Here is a 15,883-nt window from a genome sequence, read left to right on the forward strand (position 1 = left end):
TGATGTCATTGTCATTGGTCATCGGGACGGCATAATGCCCGTCGCCTACATCTTTGCAGAGTCTAGGGAGCTAGCTTGTCTACGCCTGTCGAACCCTTGCGTTTGCTGCTACTGGCCGAAGAGCCAGCGTGGGCAGCGTTGTTGCGCGAGTGTCTGGCTCCGATGGGGAGCTCGGCCGTGCTCATCAGCGCGCCGAGTTGGGAGTCGGTCAGCAGCCTGTTCGATGACAACCGCAGCGCGGTGTTATTGACCATCCCGCAACTTCAACCGGCGCCGGGCCGTTGCAGCCTGCCGACGGTGTTGCTGCTCGACCATGAGCCGCTGACCCCGCCCGACGGTGTAAGTGACTGGCTGGTGCGCGATCATCTCGATCCGGGCATGTTGCGCCGTTGCCTGCGCCATGTGCGCGAACGTGGCGTGCTGGAAAACACCCTGCAACGGCTGGCCGAGCAAGATCCGCTCACCGGCATCGCCAACCGCCAGGGCTTCCAGACCCTGTTGACGGCGCGGCTGGCGGAAAACGACGGTCGCGGCCTGGCCCTCGGGCATCTCGACCTCGACAACTTTCGTTATGCCAACGATGCCCTCGGCCATCAGGCCGGTGACCGCCTGATCCTGCAAGTGGTGGCGCGGCTCAAGAGCCAGCTTGAAGCCGGCGATCAACTCGCGCGCCTGGGCAGTGATGAATTCGCGCTGCTGATCGACACCCGTCGTGCTCCCCAGCGTGCCGAGTGGATGGCCGAGCGCATCAGCGAAGCGCTGGCCGAACCCTATTGGGTCGACGGCGAAAGCCTGTTGATCGGCTCCAGCCTGGGCATTGCCCACGCCCGGGCCCAGGCCGGTGCGGACCCGCTGATGTGGCACGCGCACATTGCCATGCAGCAGGCCAAAAGCACCCAGGGCTGCACCTTTCACATTTTCAACGAACGTATCAATCGCAATGCCCGCAGCATCGCCGACCTCGAAACCGAGCTGCGCCGGGCGTTACGTCGCGATGAGCTGGAATTGCACTACCAGCCACGGCTGAACCTTGAAGACGGGCAGATCGTCGGCCTCGAAGCGTTGGTGCGCTGGCGCCATGCCGAGCGCGGCTTGCTGCCACCGAGCGAATTCGTGCCGTTGGCCGAGCAAAGCGGCCTGATCGTGCCGCTGGGCTACTGGGTAATTTCCCGGGCCTTGCGCGACATGCAGGCGCTGCTTGAGCTGGGTTTGCCGCCGTTGCACATGGCGATCAACCTGTCATTCCGGCAGTTCCAGGACAGTCAGTTGCTGTCGACCCTGAGTCGCCTGATTGCCGAGCGCGGCGTCGAAGCGCAATGGCTGGAGTTCGAGTTGACCGAAACGGCCGTGATGCGCCGCAGCGATCTGGTCAAACAGACCATGGACGCCCTTGGGCGCCTCGGTGTGCGCTTCTCTCTCGACGACTTTGGCACCGGCTTCTCGTCGTTCGTGCACCTCAACAGCCTGCCGATCACTTTGCTGAAAATCGACAAGAGCTTTGTCGGTGGCATGGAACAGCGTGAGGAAAACCGCAAGCTGGTCCACGCGATGATCAACCTGGCGCACAACCTCAACCTTGAGGTGGTCGCCGAAGGTGTGGAGACACCGGAGCAACTGGATCTGCTGCGCGGGTTCGAATGCGATCAGGTGCAGGGGTATTTGATCAGCAGGCCATTGCCGTTGGCCGAGCTGGTGGAATATCTGATGTTTGGCTCCAGCCAGCAGCCGCCGCTGGAAGTCGTAAGCTGATCACGAGTAATTGGTTGCCACGGAACCCTGTAGGAGCGAGCTTGCTCGCGATGGTCGTCAACGATAACGCTGGTTGGCAGGTGCCCCGCGGCGTTCTCGGGTTTATCGCGAGCGGGCTCGCTCCTACAAGGGATCTCAGTCAGGCTGAGCGACTTCGAAGCGCTGCTCTGACGTCGTTTCGCGCTTGATCATCCGCTTCATCTTCCACTCAAACCCCAGCGTCAGGCTCACCGCCGCACACGCCAGCCCCAGCGCCAGGCCCCACCAGACACCCGTTGGCCCCCAATCCAGGTGGAACGCCATCCACCACGCCGCCGGAGCGCCAATCAGCCAATAGCAACCCAGGCCCACCAGGAACGTGGTCTTGGCATCCTTGAGCCCGCGAATGCAGCCCATGGCGATGGTTTGCGTGCCGTCGAACAGCTCGAACCATGCCGCCACCGCGAGCAGGCTCACGGCGAGGTTGATGACATCGCGGAACGCCGGGTCGTTGTGGTCGAGAAACAAACCGACCAACTGATTCGGCAACAGCCAGAAGACCATGGCGAAACACAGCATCGCCGCCGCCCCGAACGCAATGCCGACCCGCCCGGCCAGCCGCGCATCCAGCAGTTGCCCGGCGCCGTAATGCTGACCGATGCGCATGGTGATCGCATAGGAAATCCCCGCCGGCACCATGAACGCCACCGAGACGATTTGCAGGGCGATCTGGTGGGCGCCCAGTTGCGTGCTGCCCATGGTGCCCATGCACAGCGCGGCGAAGGCAAACAGCCCGACTTCCACCGCGTAGGTGCCGCCAATCGGCAGGCCCAGACGCCACAACTCCTTCAGGTACTGGCGATTCAGCCGCGACAGGTCCTGACGCAGTGGATAAGCCTCATAAGCCGGATGCCGGTGAATGTGCCACGCCAGCGCCAGGGCCATCAGGTTGGCGACAATCGCCGTGACCAGCCCGATGCCCATCAGCCCCAGCTTCGGCAGGCCGAACATGCCGGTAATCAGCGCATAGTTGAGCAGGAAGTTGGCCACGGCCCCGCCCAGGCTGATGACCATCACCGGTGTCGCACGGCCAATGGCGCTGGTGAACCCGCGCAGGGCCATGAAGCTCAGGTAGCCGGGCAGGGCGAACGGCAGGAAGATCAAAAACTGCCCGGCCATCTGGACATTGCTTTCGGTCTGGCCGAACAGCAGCAGCACCGGTTTGAGGTTCCACAGCAGCAAACCGGCGACCAGCGCCATCAGCCATGCCAACCACAACCCGGCCTGGGTCAGCCGGGTCGCCCCGAGAATGTCCCCGGCTCCCTGACGGATCGCCACCAGTGTGCCGACGGCAGCAATCACGCCGATGCAGAAAATCGACACGAACGAATAGGTCGCCGCGCCGAGCCCGCCACCGGCTAGCGCCTCGGGACTCAGGCGCGCCATCATCAGAGTGTCGGTGAGGACCATCAGCATGTGCGCCAACTGCGAGGCAATCAGCGGCCCCGCCAGCCGCAGGATGGCCCAGAGTTCAGTACGTGCTGGATGCTGCATGGTCATCGCGCTCGATTCTGGAAGTGGACAGGAAAGCGTCGATTCTCGGCGCTCTGCGGCGTTTGCACAAAGGGATAAAAAGGATGGGTAGCATGATTCAAACTCATGCTGGATAGTTTCTGCTAGGGTATCCAAAAACCGCTGTAGGAGCTTTCCTGATGTCGCGTCGTCTTCCTCCCTTATATGCCCTGCGCGCATTTGAAGCGGCGGCGCGACACACGTCGTTTACCCGGGCCGCGGAGGAACTGTCGATTACCCAAAGTGCGGTCAGCCGACATATTCGTACGCTCGAAGAGCATTTTGCCTGCCGCTTGTTTCACCGCAGTGGCCGCAACCTGCAACTGACCGAGTCGGCCCGTTTGCTGTTGCCGGGTATTCGCGAGGGCTTCACCGCCCTGGAGCGCGCCTGCAATACCTTGCGCGCCGAAGACGACATCCTGCGCATGAAAGCCCCGTCGACCCTGACCATGCGCTGGTTGCTGGCGCGCCTCAGTCGCTTCCGCCATCTGCAACCGGGCAACGAAGTGCAGCTGACCAGTGCGTGGATGGACGTCGATTCCGTGGATTTCAACGACGAGCCGTTCGACTGTGCGGTGCTGTTAAGCAACGGACATTTCCCTCCGGACTGGGAGGCGAGTTACCTGTTCCCCGAGGAGTTGATCCCGGTCGGCGCACCCAACCTGCGGGGCGACCAGCCCTGGGATGTCGAACGCCTGAGCAACACCGAGTTGCTGCACCCGACGCCGGACCGCCGCGACTGGCGCAACTGGCTGGAGCGCATGGGCCTGGCCGAACAGGTGTCGCTCAAGGGCGGGCAGGTGTTCGATACCCTGGAACTGGGCATGATCGCCGCTGCGCGAGGCTATGGCGTGTCCATGGGCGATCTGCTGATGGTCGCCGAGGACGTGGCTCAGGGCCGCTTGAGCCTGCCGTGGCCGACAGCGGTGGCCAGCGGCTTGTGTTACTACCTCGTGTGGCCGAAAACCCGTCCCGGCGGCGAACGCATGCGCCGGCTCAGCGACTTTCTGCAAAACGAAGTCCGGTCCATGGAATTGCCGGATGTCGTGCATTTGAGTTGAAAGGATGTCCCCGGTTTCTACCCGGACAAGCCCCCACAGGATTGCCGTCGATATGCCATTGCATGAACGACGCAGAACCTGTGGGAGCGGGCTTGCCCGCGAAAGGCGCGCCTCGGTTTCAGCACTCACTGAGTCGCCGGCCGATACTGCAACGCCTCCGCCAGATGCTCACGGCTGATCGCATCAACCTGTTCCAGATCCGCCAGCGTCCGCGCCACCTTGAGCAACCGGTGTGCCGAGCGCAATGACAGGGTCAATCGTTCACAGGCAGATTCGAGCCAGTGCTCATCGGCTGTGGATAACTTGCAGTGCCGGCGCAGCCCCGGCAGATCGAGAAACGCATTGGCACAACTCTGGCGCTTCTGCTGGCGCTCACGAGCCTCGGCGACAAGCACCGCAGCGCTGGCGCTGTTCTCGTCTGGCTTCACTTTTGGATTCAACGCCGTGGCTTCCCGGGCGACAGTCAGGTGCAGGTCGATGCGATCGAGCAGCGGCCCCGACAGCTTGTTGCGATAACGCTGCACCATGTCCGGCGTGCAGGAGCAGCGCCCGCTTGGCTCGCCAAGATATCCACAGGGACAGGGATTCATTGCCGCCACCAATTGAAAGCGCGCCGGAAAGCGCACGCGATCTTTCGCCCGCGAGATGACGATATGCCCGGATTCCATCGGCTCCCTCAGGACCTCCAATACTCTGCGTTCAAACTCGGGAAGCTCATCAAGAAACAGGACGCCGTGGTGGGCGAGGGTAATTTCACCCGGTTGCGGTTTCGAGCCACCACCCACTAAAGCGGGGCCGGAGGCGGAGTGATGGGGCTGGCGAAAGGGGCGCTGTGGCCAGTGACGCAAGGGCACACAACTGGTGACCGATTGAATCGCCGCCACTTCCAGCGCCTCGCTTTCGGTCAGCGGCGGCAGCAGCCCTGGCAAACGACTCGCCAGCAAGGTTTTTCCGGTCCCCGGGGGACCACTGAGTAACAGGTTGTGAGCGCCTGCCGCCGCAATCAGCAGCGCACGCTTGGCCGCCAGCTGCCCTTGCACTTCATTCAGATCGGGATAAGGTTTGCTGGCGCAGAGCAGTCCATCGGAAGCGTAAGGCTCGATCGGTGTATGCCCGTTGAAATGCGCGACGGCCTCCAGCAAATGGTCAACAGCAATCACCTTCAGTCCCGACGCCAGGCACGCTTCCTCAGCGTTCGCCCGTGGCACCATCAGCCAGCGCCCGGCCTTGCGCGCCGCCAACGCCGCCGGCAACACCCCTCGAACTGCCCGTACCGCACCTGACAGGGCCAACTCCCCCAAACACTCCACGTCATCCAGTGTCAGCGTCGGCACCTGCACGCTGGCCGAAAGAATCCCCAGGGCAATCGCCAGATCGAAGCGCCCTCCATCCTTGGGCAAATCAGCCGGCGCCAGATTTAGCGTGATTCGTCGCGCCGGAAATTGCAGCCCCGAATTGATGATCGCACTGCGCACCCGGTCCTTACTTTCCTTCACCGCCGCCTCGGGCAGGCCGACCATGGTCAGGGATGGCAGGCCGTTGGCCAGATGAACTTCTACGGTGACGGCGGGTGCCTCGACGCCCACCTGGGCGCGGCTGTGGACGATGGAGAGGGACATGGTCGTTCCTTGAGCTAATCGGGAGCCGCTTCCTGCGGGTTGTTGAAGGGTAGTTGTGTGCTGGCGTTTTCGCGTGACGGCAGGGGTAGGGAAACTATCGCAGGATATTGCCTGCGCTGAAGTGCGAGATGATCAATGAAGGCTCTGAGGAGTCGAGCAGGTAGTCCTTTTCCTAAAATGTTGAAAGGTCACTGAGAGTCACGCCCTCTTGGTTGCATTTGGCAAGTCAGCTTATACACTCAAGATTAATGCATAACGTTAAGCTTTAAATTATGATCGTTAGCTTTAAGTGTTCTGAGACCGAGTACCTGTTTCGCAACGGTAAGACCCGTATGTGGTCAGCCATTCTGAGCGTCGTGGAACGAAAGCTGACGATGCTTGATGCTGCTGCCGTGTTGATAGACCTTCGATCCCCGCCAGGTAATCGCCTGGAGGCGCTGGAGGGGAATCGAAAAGGTCAGTACAGCATCCGTATCAACGCTCAATGGCGAATTTGCTTCATTTGGGGTCCTAACGGACCAGAGAATGTCGAAATCGTCGATTATCACTGAGGTGAGTAATGACTAAGAATGGTATGCGCCCGGTTCACCCTGGCGAGATCCTCAAAGAGGAATACCTGGAGCCTCTGAGCCTTACGGCTGCCGCTCTGGCAAGAGCGTTGAATGTGTCGACACCTACGGTGAACGACATCGTGCTCCAGCGTCGGGGTGTCAGTGCTGATATGGCTATAAGGTTATCTATCTGTCTGGACACTACCCCGGAATTTTGGCTGAACCTGCAATCGACTTACGATTTGCGTAAAGCCGAGATTGAGCGAGGGGCTGCGATTCGGGATCAGGTTGAGCGGCTCGCGCACTGTGCCTGATTGTTGTCTTGGATTTTCTGAACCCCACGCCAAAAGCGTGGGGTTTTTATTCAAAGTGCGTGAAGAATCTTCGCGGCTCTTTTCCACCAAGGCGCACTGAAAGCAGGCCTTGAAGCCTCCTGATCAGGCAGCATCTGCGGAACATCCTGCAACCGAATCCACGGCTGGTTATTCCAGTGCAGCAAGCTCAACGAAATTTCCGGCCAGTTGAGCAGGCTCAGTTGTGGGCGTTCGGTTGTGGTGGGGTGTTGGGCGTCTCGCAGGGCGGGGACGACTTCGTGGGTGAGCCATTCACGCAAGGCTCGGTATTCGGGGCAGTAGTGGTAGACGAGCATGGCGTAGACACCGGATTCGCTGATCAGCAGGGTGTTTTCGATGCGGCCGTAGATGAGGGTTTTGGTGGTTTGGTATTGGTCGGGATCGAGTTTTCGGAGTTGGCGGTCGTTGAGGTGGATGCGTAGTAGTCGGCCTAGGTCGCGGGCGCTGAACCAGGGTTGGTTTTGCAGGAGGAGGGCGTGGAGGTGGAGTTTGTGGCGGGTGAAGATATGGGGGGTTAGGTAGTTTTCTTCCATCGTGCAGTTCTCGGGGTCGAGTGAAGAGAAACTGCCTCTGATCGTCGCCAAACGAAAAGGGTGGCAGCCATGCGCGGGTTGGCGAACCGGTGACGCCCGAAAAACCGGCAGACCTTAAGGTCTCCCACGCACAGCTGCCATAACTCAAGATGGGGAGAAACTCCCTATTTCGAATGTGGTCGTAGTGCGTCGGGGTTTTTCCAGGTCGCCAAACCCAGTGCTGAACATTCAGCGGGGATGAGCTTAGAGACCGTATACCTGGCGACGCAATCGGACGGCGGTGTGATGTTTGTAGGACGTTGCCGGGATTTTTGCGGGGCTTGGGATCAAAAGATCGCAGCCTTCGGCAGCTCCTACAGGGGGCTGTGTTTCAAAGCGGGATTGATGGGTTACTCGGTTGGCGGATTGAGCTTCGCTTCCATCTCCGCGACCTTCGTTTCAAGAGCCTCCAGCCGCGCCCGCGTGCGTGCCAGTACAACCATCTGGCTATCGAACTCTTCCCGACTCACCAGATCCAGTTTGCTGAAGCCGCTCTGCAGCAACATTTTGAACTGGCTTTCGATTTCGGCTTTCGGCAGCGGCGTGTCACCGCTGAAGAGGCGGGAGGCGGTGCCGGTCAGGGCGTCGAGGAAGTCTTTTGGCGCGAGCATGGGCAATGTCCTGGAAACAATGACGGGCAGTGTATCACGCAGTGTCTATAGTCATTTGCGCGGGCAAAGGGTGCACGGTTTTCGCGCATCGGGACGGACGGCGTCGCACCGTTGTTGTGCGTAACGTGCCGGGTGTTGTCGCGAAGTGTCCGCCATCCGCCGGTAAAGGCTTGAAAACAGTCAGTTTTGTGGAGATGGCAAGCTTTCTGCTTAGATGCTGGTGACCCATGCACTGATGCAGTCGCTGTGACGAATGCAGTGCGCCAGGCGAATCACGGGGAGTGCTTCGCAAGGAGCGGTTAGCTGGCGTCGGACGGGCAGGTAAGGCCGACGATGCGTTACAAAGCCAGGCACTGCGCTTAGACTTGAGACGGGTTTGTTTTCCTGGGGCAAGTCCACCAATTCGGGAGAGAGTTTTCATGAAGCTAGTCACTGCCATCATCAAGCCGTTCAAGCTGGACGACGTACGCGAGTCGCTGTCCGAGATCGGCGTGCAGGGCATTACCGTCACTGAAGTCAAAGGCTTTGGTCGGCAGAAGGGTCACACCGAGCTGTATCGCGGCGCGGAATACGTGGTCGATTTCCTGCCCAAGGTGAAGATCGACGTCGCCATCGACGACAAGGATCTGGACCGGGTAATCGAGGCCATCACCAAGGCTGCCAACACCGGCAAGATCGGTGACGGCAAGATCTTCGTGGTCAATCTGGAACAGGCGATTCGCATCCGTACCGGCGAAACCGATACCGACGCTATCTAAGCCGCCACAAACCCAACGCCCCAGGAGAAAACAATATGACTCTGCGTAAATTCGCAGGGCTAGGAGCCCTGTTGTCTATCGTAATGCCCAGCCTTGCTTTGGCGGCAGACGAAGTGGCGGCCCCGGTCCTCAACTCCGGCGACACCGCCTGGATGTTGACCTCTACAGCCTTGGTGCTGTTCATGACCATTCCCGGCCTCGCGCTGTTCTACGGCGGCATGGTCCGGTCGAAAAACATTCTTTCCGTGATGATGCAGTGCTTCGCCATTACCGGCCTGATCAGCATCCTGTGGGTCATCTATGGCTACAGCATCGCGTTCGACACCACCGGCATGGAGCAGGGCGTCGTCAACTTCAACTCGTTCTTCGGCGGCATGGGCAAGGCATTCCTTGCCGGTGTCACGCCAGCCAGCCTGACCGGTCCTGCGGCGCTGTTCCCTGAAGCGGTGTTCATCACCTTCCAGATGACCTTCGCCATCATCACGCCGGCGCTGATCGTCGGTGCCTTCGCCGAGCGGATGAAGTTCTCCGCGATGCTGGTCTTCATGGGCATCTGGTTCACCCTGGTTTACGCGCCGATTGCGCACATGGTCTGGTCCGGTAACGGCGGCCTGATGTGGGACTGGGGCGTTCTGGACTTCGCCGGCGGCACCGTGGTGCACATCAACGCCGGTGTGGCCGGTCTGATTGCCTGCCTGGTGCTGGGCAAACGCAAAGGCTTCCCGACCACGCCGATGGCACCGCACAACCTTGGTTATACCCTGATGGGCGCGGCCATGCTGTGGGTCGGCTGGTTCGGTTTCAACGCCGGTTCCGCCGCTGCGGCCAACGGTACCGCCGGCATGGCGATGCTGGTGACGCAAATCGCGACTGCCGCTGCTGCGCTGGGCTGGATGTTTGCCGAGTGGGTCACCCATGGCAAACCTAGCGCACTGGGCATCGCTTCGGGCGTGGTTGCCGGCCTGGTTGCAATTACCCCGGCTGCCGGCACCGTTGGCCCGATGGGCGCGCTGGTCATCGGTCTGGCGGCTGGCGTGGTGTGCTTCTTCTGCGCGACCACCCTGAAACGCAAGCTCGGCTATGACGACTCCCTGGACGCCTTCGGCGTACACGGTATCGGCGGTATCCTCGGCGCAATCCTGACCGGTGTGTTCGCCGCGCCGTCCCTGGGTGGTTTCGGCACCGTGACCGACATCGCCGCACAAGTGTGGATTCAGTGCAAAGGCGTAGGTTTCACGGTGATCTACACCGCGATCGCCACGTACATCATCCTCAAGGTGCTGGATGCGGTCATGGGTCTGCGCATCAATGAAGAAGAAGAGGCGGTCGGCATCGATCTGGCGCTTCACAACGAACGCGGCTACAACTTGTAAGCACGCGCATAAAAAACTTGCCCGGCTTGCCGGGCATTTTTTTGTCTGAAATTTGTCATTGAAGGGTGAGCTGAAAGGTTTTTTCCTACAGGTTTTAGGTTGTTTACGTCGGGTGTTTTTGTGCGGTCGAAGGCTTACAGGATTGAAGGAATATTAGGGCCTTTGTTTTTTCCCAGAGCGCGCTAGAATGCGCCCCGAACGTGCGGAGAACTGTATGTGGCAACAGACTCTGATTACCTTGCGGGCGAGGCCCCGGGGCTTTCACTTGGTAACGGACGAGTTACTCGCCGGCCTGCCTGAACTCAAGGCGTGTCGGGTCGGTCTGTTGCACTTGTGGCTGCAGCATACCTCGGCGTCGTTGACCATCAACGAGAACGCCGATCCGGCGGTACGTCGCGACTTCGAACGGTTTTTCAATCGTCTGATCCCACAAGGAGCAGACGGCTATGAGCATAACGACGAAGGCCAGGACGACCTCCCGGCGCACTTCAAGGCCAGCGTGCTTGGCTGTCAGCTCTGTTTGCCGATTTCGGCAGGCCGGCTGGCGTTGGGAACCTGGCAAGGCGTTTATCTGGGCGAGCACCGCGATCATGGCGGTGCCCGTAAAGTCCTCGCCACCGTGCACGGTGAAGAGGCATAACCGCTGGTCAGCAGCGGCTGTTGATTTTTTTCCGGCAGCCTTCGACAGAGGGCAAAGCTGGGCTATAACTAATCTGCTTTTCGCAAGTCATGAGGTAGAACATGAGCGACGATGATCTGGAAAACGACGACCTCGAAGTAGGCGACGACGACGAAACCGAAGAAGGTCTGGAAGCAGCGGCGGAAGACGTCGCTGAAGACGACGGCGGTGATGCGCCGGTTCCGACCGCCAAAGGCAAGGCCAAGGCAGCGGTATCGGTCGATGAGCTGCCGAGTGTCGAAGCCAAGAACAAGGAACGCGATGCCCTGGCCAAGGCCATGGAAGAGTTCCTTGCGCGTGGTGGCAAGGTGCAGGAAGTGGAGGCCAATGTGGTCGCCGATCCTCCCAAGAAGCCGGATAACAAGTACGGCAGCCGGCCTATCTGAGCCTGCTACCCGCTTGCTGAGAAAGCCCGCCGTCGCTGCGGGCTTTTTCATGCCCGGAACAAAACTGTCGGGTTGAACACAATCTACTGTGGGAGCGGGCTTGCTCGCGAAGGCGTCGCGTCAGCCAACATCAATGTCGACTGGTACACCGCATTCGCGAGCAAGCCCGCTCCCACAGGTTTTGTGTCAGGCCGAAGCCTTGTTCCACCGCGCCAACAACGCTGGTAACTCGGTCAGACTGCCAATCTGCGCATCCGGCAGCCGGTCCGCTTCCCAGACCTTGCCCGCCGGGTTGAACCAGATCGCCCGCATCCCCGCTTGTTGCGCACCGGCAATGTCATCGCCCGGATGATCGCCAATATGCACCGCCGTATCAGCCGTCGCGCCACCACGTTGCAAGGCTTCATGGAACAGACGCGCATCAGGTTTGGCGATGCCGATGTCTTCGGCGCACAACGCAAACTTGAAGTAGTCCGCCAGCCCCAGCCGACGCACATCGGCGTTGCCATTGGTGACCACGCCGAGGGCGTAATGGTTGGCCAGCAACTCCAGGGTCGGTTGCACCTCCGGAAATATTTCCAGCTGATGCCGGGCATGCAGAAACACTTCGAAGCTCTGATCGGCCAGGTCCGACGCTTCAGCATGGGGATATCCGGCTTCTTCCAGGGCCTGGAACAACACGCGCCGGCGCAAGGCGCTGATGCGGTGCTTGAGGTTCGGCTCGATGCTCAGGATGCGTTCGCGTATGGCCCACAAATGTTCCACCGGCACCGCCCCCAGGTTGGGTGCATGTTCGGTCAGCCATGCACGCAATATGGCTTCGGCGCTGACGATGACGGGTGCGGTGTCCCACAGGGTGTCGTCGAGGTCGAAGGTGATCAACTGAATGCTCATGAATCGTCGCCCTTAATGCGTTTGGCCCTTGGGTGGGCGCTGTCGTAGACCGTGGCCAGGTGCTGGAAGTCCAGGTGGGTGTAGATCTGCGTGGTCTTGATGTCCGAGTGCCCGAGCAGTTCCTGCACCGCGCGCAGGTCCTGGGAGGATTCCAGCAGATGGCTGGCGAAGGAGTGCCGCAGCATGTGCGGATGCAGGTTCTGCCCCAGTTCGCGCTCGCCGGCAGCCTTGACCCGCACCTGGATCGCTCGGGGGCCGAGACGTCGACCCTGTTGGCTGACGAACACCGCATCGTCCGCCGGGTTGGCCATGGCCCGCAGTGGCAGCCACTGCTCCAGCGCTTCGCGGGCTTTTTTTCCTACTGGCAACAGGCGGGTCTTGCTGCCTTTGCCGAGCACCTGGACCATGCCGTCGGCGAGGTCGAGTTGATCGAGATTGAGCCCTGTCAGCTCCGACAGCCGCAGCCCGGAAGAGTAGAACAACTCCAGAATCGCCTGGTCCCGACGTGCCAGAAAGTCATCCTCCACACCGCCTTCCAGCAGTTGCAGGGCGCGGTCGGTGTCGAGGGTTTTCGGCAGTCGGCGTTCACCTTTCGGCGGCGTCAGGCCATTGGCCGGATCGTGGTCGCACAGGCCTTCGCGATTGAGGTAGTGATAGAGCCCGCGAACGGCCGACAGCAAGCGCGCCAGGCTGCGGGACGATTGCCCTTGGGCGTGCAGGCGGGCAATCAGGCTGCGCAGGCGCTGGATGTCCAGCGTCGCCCAGCTGCCGATGTTCTGTTTGACGCACCAGCCGAGCACTTTGTCGAGGTCGCGGCGGTAGGCCGACAGCGTGTGCGGCGACATCTGCCGCTCACTGCGCAGGTGTTCGCAGTAAGCGTCCAGTTGTCGTTCCATGTTCAGCGTACCGAGCGCAGGGGATTGTTGACCCGTGGCAGCACGCGACCCATGACTTCAGCGATGTAGCTCAGGAACAAGGTGCCCACCGAGCTTTTGTAGTGCTGCGGATCGCGGCTGGCGATGGCCAGGATGCCGTGGATGCCCTGGTAGCTGATGGCGACGACCGCGGTGGAGCCGATCTGCTTGCGCTGTTCTTCGCCGAACAGGAAGTCCAGTTCATGCTCGCGCAGGCTGCCGCTGACGCTTTTGTCTTCCGAGAGCAAGCCGCCGATGGCCACTTGCGCTTCGGCGTGAGTGGCCCAGCGGCCCACCGGCATGGCGTTGTCGCCGAGCAGGATGAGGCTGACGAAGGGCACCTGGAATTCCTGGCGCAGGCTGTCTTCGACGCACATCACCACGTCTTCCAGGCTGGCGGCGTCCATCAGCGCGAGGATCAGGCGACGGGTCTTTTCGAACAGCCGGTCATTGTCCCGGGCCACGTCCATCAAATGCGACAGGCGATGACGCAGTTCAATGTTGCGGTCGCGCAGAATGGTCATCTGACGCTCCACCAGCGACACGGTATCGCCGCGTCGATGGGGAATACGCAGGGACGGGAGCAGTTCTTCGTGCTCGACGAAGAAGTCCGGATGAGCCTCCAGGTACGCGGCAACAGCCGCCGCCTCCAGGCTTTCGGACGGTGATTCGTCAGCTTGTCGTGCGGGTACCTGAGGCTTGTCTGTCATGGATTTTGCTCACTCAAAGACGCACTTGTCCTTCATATACACGCACTGCCGGGCCGGTCATCATCACCGGCTGGCCAGGGCCTGCCCATTCGATGGACAAGCGCCCGCCAGGCAGGTCGATCAATAGCGGCGAATCCATCCACCCCTGGCTGATCGCGGCCACTGCGGCGGCACAGGCGCCGGTTCCGCAAGCCTGGGTTTCCCCGGCTCCACGCTCCCAGACGCGCAACTGCGCGCGGTTCCGGTCAATGACCTGGAGAAAGCCGACATTGACCCGTGCCGGGAAGCGCGGGTGGTGTTCGATTTTCGGCCCCAGCTCATGCACCGGCGCGTTGTTGATATCGCTGACCCGCAGCACGGCATGGGGGTTGCCCATGGACACGGCGGCCAGATCGACCGGAGTGCCGTCGACGTCGACCTGATAACTCTTGGCCTGCTCCGGTGCCTGGAACGGAATATCCGCCGGCACCAGGCGCGGGGCGCCCATGTTCACGCTGATCTGGCCGTCGTTACGCACGTCCAGTTCGATGATGCCGCTTTTGGTCTCGACCCGAATCAGCCGCTTTGCGGTCAGGCGCTTGTCGAGCACGAAACGGGCGAAGCAGCGTGCACCGTTGCCGCACTGTTCCACTTCGGAGCCGTCGGCGTTGAAGATCCGGTAGCGGAAATCCACGTCCGGATTGCTCGGTGCCTCGACGATCAGCAATTGGTCGAAACCGATGCCGGTGTGCCGGTCGCCCCATTGCTTGGCATGCTTGGGCAGGATGTGCGCGTGCTGGCTGACCAGGTCGAGGACCATGAAGTCATTGCCCAGGCCGTGCATCTTGGTAAAACGCAGCAGCATGGTTTTACTCCGGCAGCAGGCTTTCGCCAGCAAACAACTCGGCTACCGTTTCACGGCGACGCACTTCAAATGCCTGATCACCGTCCACCAACACTTCAGCGGTACGGCCGCGGGTGTTGTAGTTGGAACTCATGACAAACCCGTAGGCACCGGCCGAATGCACGGCCAGCAGGTCGCCTTCTTCCAGGGCCAGCTGACGATCCTTGGCCAGGAAGTCGCCGGTCTCGCAGATCGGGCCGACGATGTCGTAGGCGCGGGCCGCCGATTGACGCGGGCGCACGGCCGTGACGTCCATCCAGGCCTGGTACAGCGCCGGGCGGATCAGGTCGTTCATGGCGGCGTCGACGATGGCGAAGTCTTTGTGCTCGGTGTGCTTGAGGTATTCGACCTGGGTCAGCAAAACACCGGCGTTGGCGACGATGAAGCGGCCTGGCTCGAACACCAGTGCCAGGTCGCGACCATCGAGGCGTTCGCGCACGGCCTTGATGTAGTCGCCGGCCAGTGGCGGCTCCTCGTCCTTGTAGCGCACGCCCAGGCCACCACCGAGATCGATGTGGCGCAGGTAGATGCCGCAATCGCCGAGGCGGTCGACCAGGGCCAGCAGGCGGTCGAGAGCGTCGATGAACGGCGGCAGGGTGGTCAGTTGCGAACCGATGTGGCAATCGACGCCGACCACTTCGAGGTTCGGCAACTGCGCGGCGCGCACGTACACGTCTTCGGCGTCGGCGATGGCGATGCCGAACTTGTTCTCTTTCAGACCGGTGGAAATGTACGGGTGGGTGCCGGCATCGACGTCCGGGTTGACGCGCAACGAAATCGGCGCGCGAACGCCCAGTTCGGCAGCGACCACTTGCAGGCGTTCGAGCTCGTCGGTGGATTCGACGTTGAAGCAGTGCACGCCGACTTCCAGGGCGCGACGCATGTCGTCACGGGTCTTGCCGACGCCGGAGAACACGATCTTGTCGGCGCTGCCGCCAGCGGCAAGCACACGCTCCAGTTCACCACGGGAGACGATGTCGAAACCGGCGCCCAGACGCGCCAGGACATTCAGGACGCCCAGGTTGGAGTTGGCCTTGACTGCGAAGCACACCAGGTGCGGCGTGCCGGCCAGCGCATCGGCATAAGCCAGGTACTGGGCTTCGATGTGTGCACGGGAGTAAACGTAGGTCGGTGTACCAAAGCGCTCGGCGATGGCAGACAGGGCAACACCTTCCGCGAACAGTTCACCGTCACGGTAGTTAAAAGCGTCCATGAGGTT

General features: G+C 61.1%; 17 protein-coding genes. 8 read left to right on the forward strand and 9 right to left on the reverse strand.

Annotated features, from left to right (window positions below):
* Positions 1–75: 75 nt before the first annotated feature.
* A complete protein-coding gene (locus AB7M25_RS01350) occupies positions 76–1,749 on the forward strand; it encodes a putative bifunctional diguanylate cyclase/phosphodiesterase (RefSeq protein ID WP_429517476.1) in 1,674 nt (557 codons plus the stop codon).
* Between the two features lie 135 nt (positions 1,750–1,884).
* Here the strand turns inward: AB7M25_RS01350 and AB7M25_RS01355 are convergent, their stop codons facing one another.
* Entirely contained in the window at positions 1,885–3,282 is a 1,398-nt protein-coding gene (locus AB7M25_RS01355; RefSeq protein ID WP_454236907.1) for a NorM family multidrug efflux MATE transporter, read from the reverse strand.
* 158 nt (positions 3,283–3,440) lie between these two features.
* Here AB7M25_RS01355 and AB7M25_RS01360 point away from each other — a divergent pair, with 158 nt between their 5' ends.
* Complete coding sequence (locus AB7M25_RS01360; protein ID WP_015097348.1) at positions 3,441–4,361, forward strand: LysR substrate-binding domain-containing protein; 921 nt, start codon at positions 3,441–3,443, stop codon at positions 4,359–4,361.
* A gap of 125 nt (positions 4,362–4,486) precedes the next feature.
* Here AB7M25_RS01360 and AB7M25_RS01365 read toward each other — a convergent pair whose 3' ends face one another.
* The gene (locus tag AB7M25_RS01365; RefSeq protein WP_429387059.1) at positions 4,487–5,980 is read right to left on the reverse strand and encodes a YifB family Mg chelatase-like AAA ATPase; all 1,494 of its coding nucleotides are present in this window, start codon (positions 5,978–5,980) and stop codon (positions 4,487–4,489) included.
* Positions 5,981–6,252: 272 nt separating this feature from the next.
* On the opposite strand from AB7M25_RS01365, the gene AB7M25_RS01370 reads away from it, so the two are divergent.
* Positions 6,253–6,531, forward strand: coding sequence for a type II toxin-antitoxin system RelE/ParE family toxin (locus AB7M25_RS01370; protein ID WP_007980828.1), 279 nt, complete (start codon positions 6,253–6,255; stop codon positions 6,529–6,531).
* An 8-nt stretch (positions 6,532–6,539) separates the two neighbouring features.
* Positions 6,540–6,845 (forward strand): HigA family addiction module antitoxin, encoded by a 306-nt coding sequence (locus AB7M25_RS01375; RefSeq protein WP_429387062.1) that lies wholly within the window; start codon positions 6,540–6,542, stop codon positions 6,843–6,845.
* Positions 6,846–6,895: 50 nt separating this feature from the next.
* Here AB7M25_RS01375 and AB7M25_RS01380 read toward each other — a convergent pair whose 3' ends face one another.
* Both AB7M25_RS01380 and AB7M25_RS01385 read right to left on the reverse strand, forming a co-directional pair.
* Complete coding sequence (locus AB7M25_RS01380; RefSeq protein WP_454236908.1) at positions 6,896–7,417, reverse strand: BRO-N domain-containing protein; 522 nt, start codon at positions 7,415–7,417, stop codon at positions 6,896–6,898.
* A 389-nt stretch (positions 7,418–7,806) separates the two neighbouring features.
* Positions 7,807–8,067, reverse strand: coding sequence for an accessory factor UbiK family protein (locus tag AB7M25_RS01385; RefSeq protein ID WP_007980822.1), 261 nt, complete (start codon positions 8,065–8,067; stop codon positions 7,807–7,809).
* A gap of 419 nt (positions 8,068–8,486) precedes the next feature.
* On the opposite strand from AB7M25_RS01385, the gene glnK reads away from it, so the two are divergent.
* The 4 genes from glnK (at position 8,487) to sutA (ending at position 11,263) form a co-directional block, all read left to right on the forward strand.
* The gene (gene glnK, locus AB7M25_RS01390) at positions 8,487–8,825 is read left to right on the forward strand and encodes a P-II family nitrogen regulator (RefSeq protein WP_002555808.1); all 339 of its coding nucleotides are present in this window, start codon (positions 8,487–8,489) and stop codon (positions 8,823–8,825) included.
* Between the two features lie 35 nt (positions 8,826–8,860).
* Positions 8,861–10,198, forward strand: coding sequence for an ammonium transporter (locus AB7M25_RS01395; RefSeq protein ID WP_104450262.1), 1,338 nt, complete (start codon positions 8,861–8,863; stop codon positions 10,196–10,198).
* Between the two features lie 214 nt (positions 10,199–10,412).
* Positions 10,413–10,838, forward strand: coding sequence for a secondary thiamine-phosphate synthase enzyme YjbQ (locus tag AB7M25_RS01400; protein WP_015097344.1), 426 nt, complete (start codon positions 10,413–10,415; stop codon positions 10,836–10,838).
* A gap of 101 nt (positions 10,839–10,939) precedes the next feature.
* Positions 10,940–11,263, forward strand: a complete 324-nt coding sequence (sutA, locus tag AB7M25_RS01405; RefSeq protein WP_007980816.1) for a transcriptional regulator SutA — start codon at positions 10,940–10,942, stop codon at positions 11,261–11,263.
* Positions 11,264–11,449: 186 nt separating this feature from the next.
* Here sutA and AB7M25_RS01410 read toward each other — a convergent pair whose 3' ends face one another.
* From AB7M25_RS01410 to lysA, 5 genes are read right to left on the reverse strand one after another with little or no spacing between them, the layout of a single operon-like run.
* Complete coding sequence (locus AB7M25_RS01410; RefSeq protein ID WP_218481084.1) at positions 11,450–12,157, reverse strand: HAD family hydrolase; 708 nt, start codon at positions 12,155–12,157, stop codon at positions 11,450–11,452.
* A complete protein-coding gene (xerC, locus tag AB7M25_RS01415; protein ID WP_429560969.1) occupies positions 12,154–13,053 on the reverse strand; it encodes a tyrosine recombinase XerC in 900 nt (299 codons plus the stop codon). Before xerC ends, AB7M25_RS01410 begins: the two co-directional genes overlap by 4 nt.
* A 2-nt stretch (positions 13,054–13,055) precedes the next feature.
* On the reverse strand, positions 13,056–13,781 hold the full coding sequence (locus AB7M25_RS01420; RefSeq protein WP_429560968.1) for a DUF484 family protein: 726 nt from the start codon (positions 13,779–13,781) through the stop codon (positions 13,056–13,058).
* A gap of 13 nt (positions 13,782–13,794) precedes the next feature.
* Entirely contained in the window at positions 13,795–14,625 is an 831-nt protein-coding gene (dapF, locus tag AB7M25_RS01425) for a diaminopimelate epimerase (RefSeq protein ID WP_429394954.1), read from the reverse strand.
* Between the two features lie 4 nt (positions 14,626–14,629).
* Entirely contained in the window at positions 14,630–15,877 is a 1,248-nt protein-coding gene (gene lysA / locus AB7M25_RS01430) for a diaminopimelate decarboxylase (protein ID WP_454236909.1), read from the reverse strand.
* Positions 15,878–15,883: the final 6 nt, after the last annotated feature.

The organism is Pseudomonas sp. AP3_22 TE3818 (genome assembly GCF_053628995.1).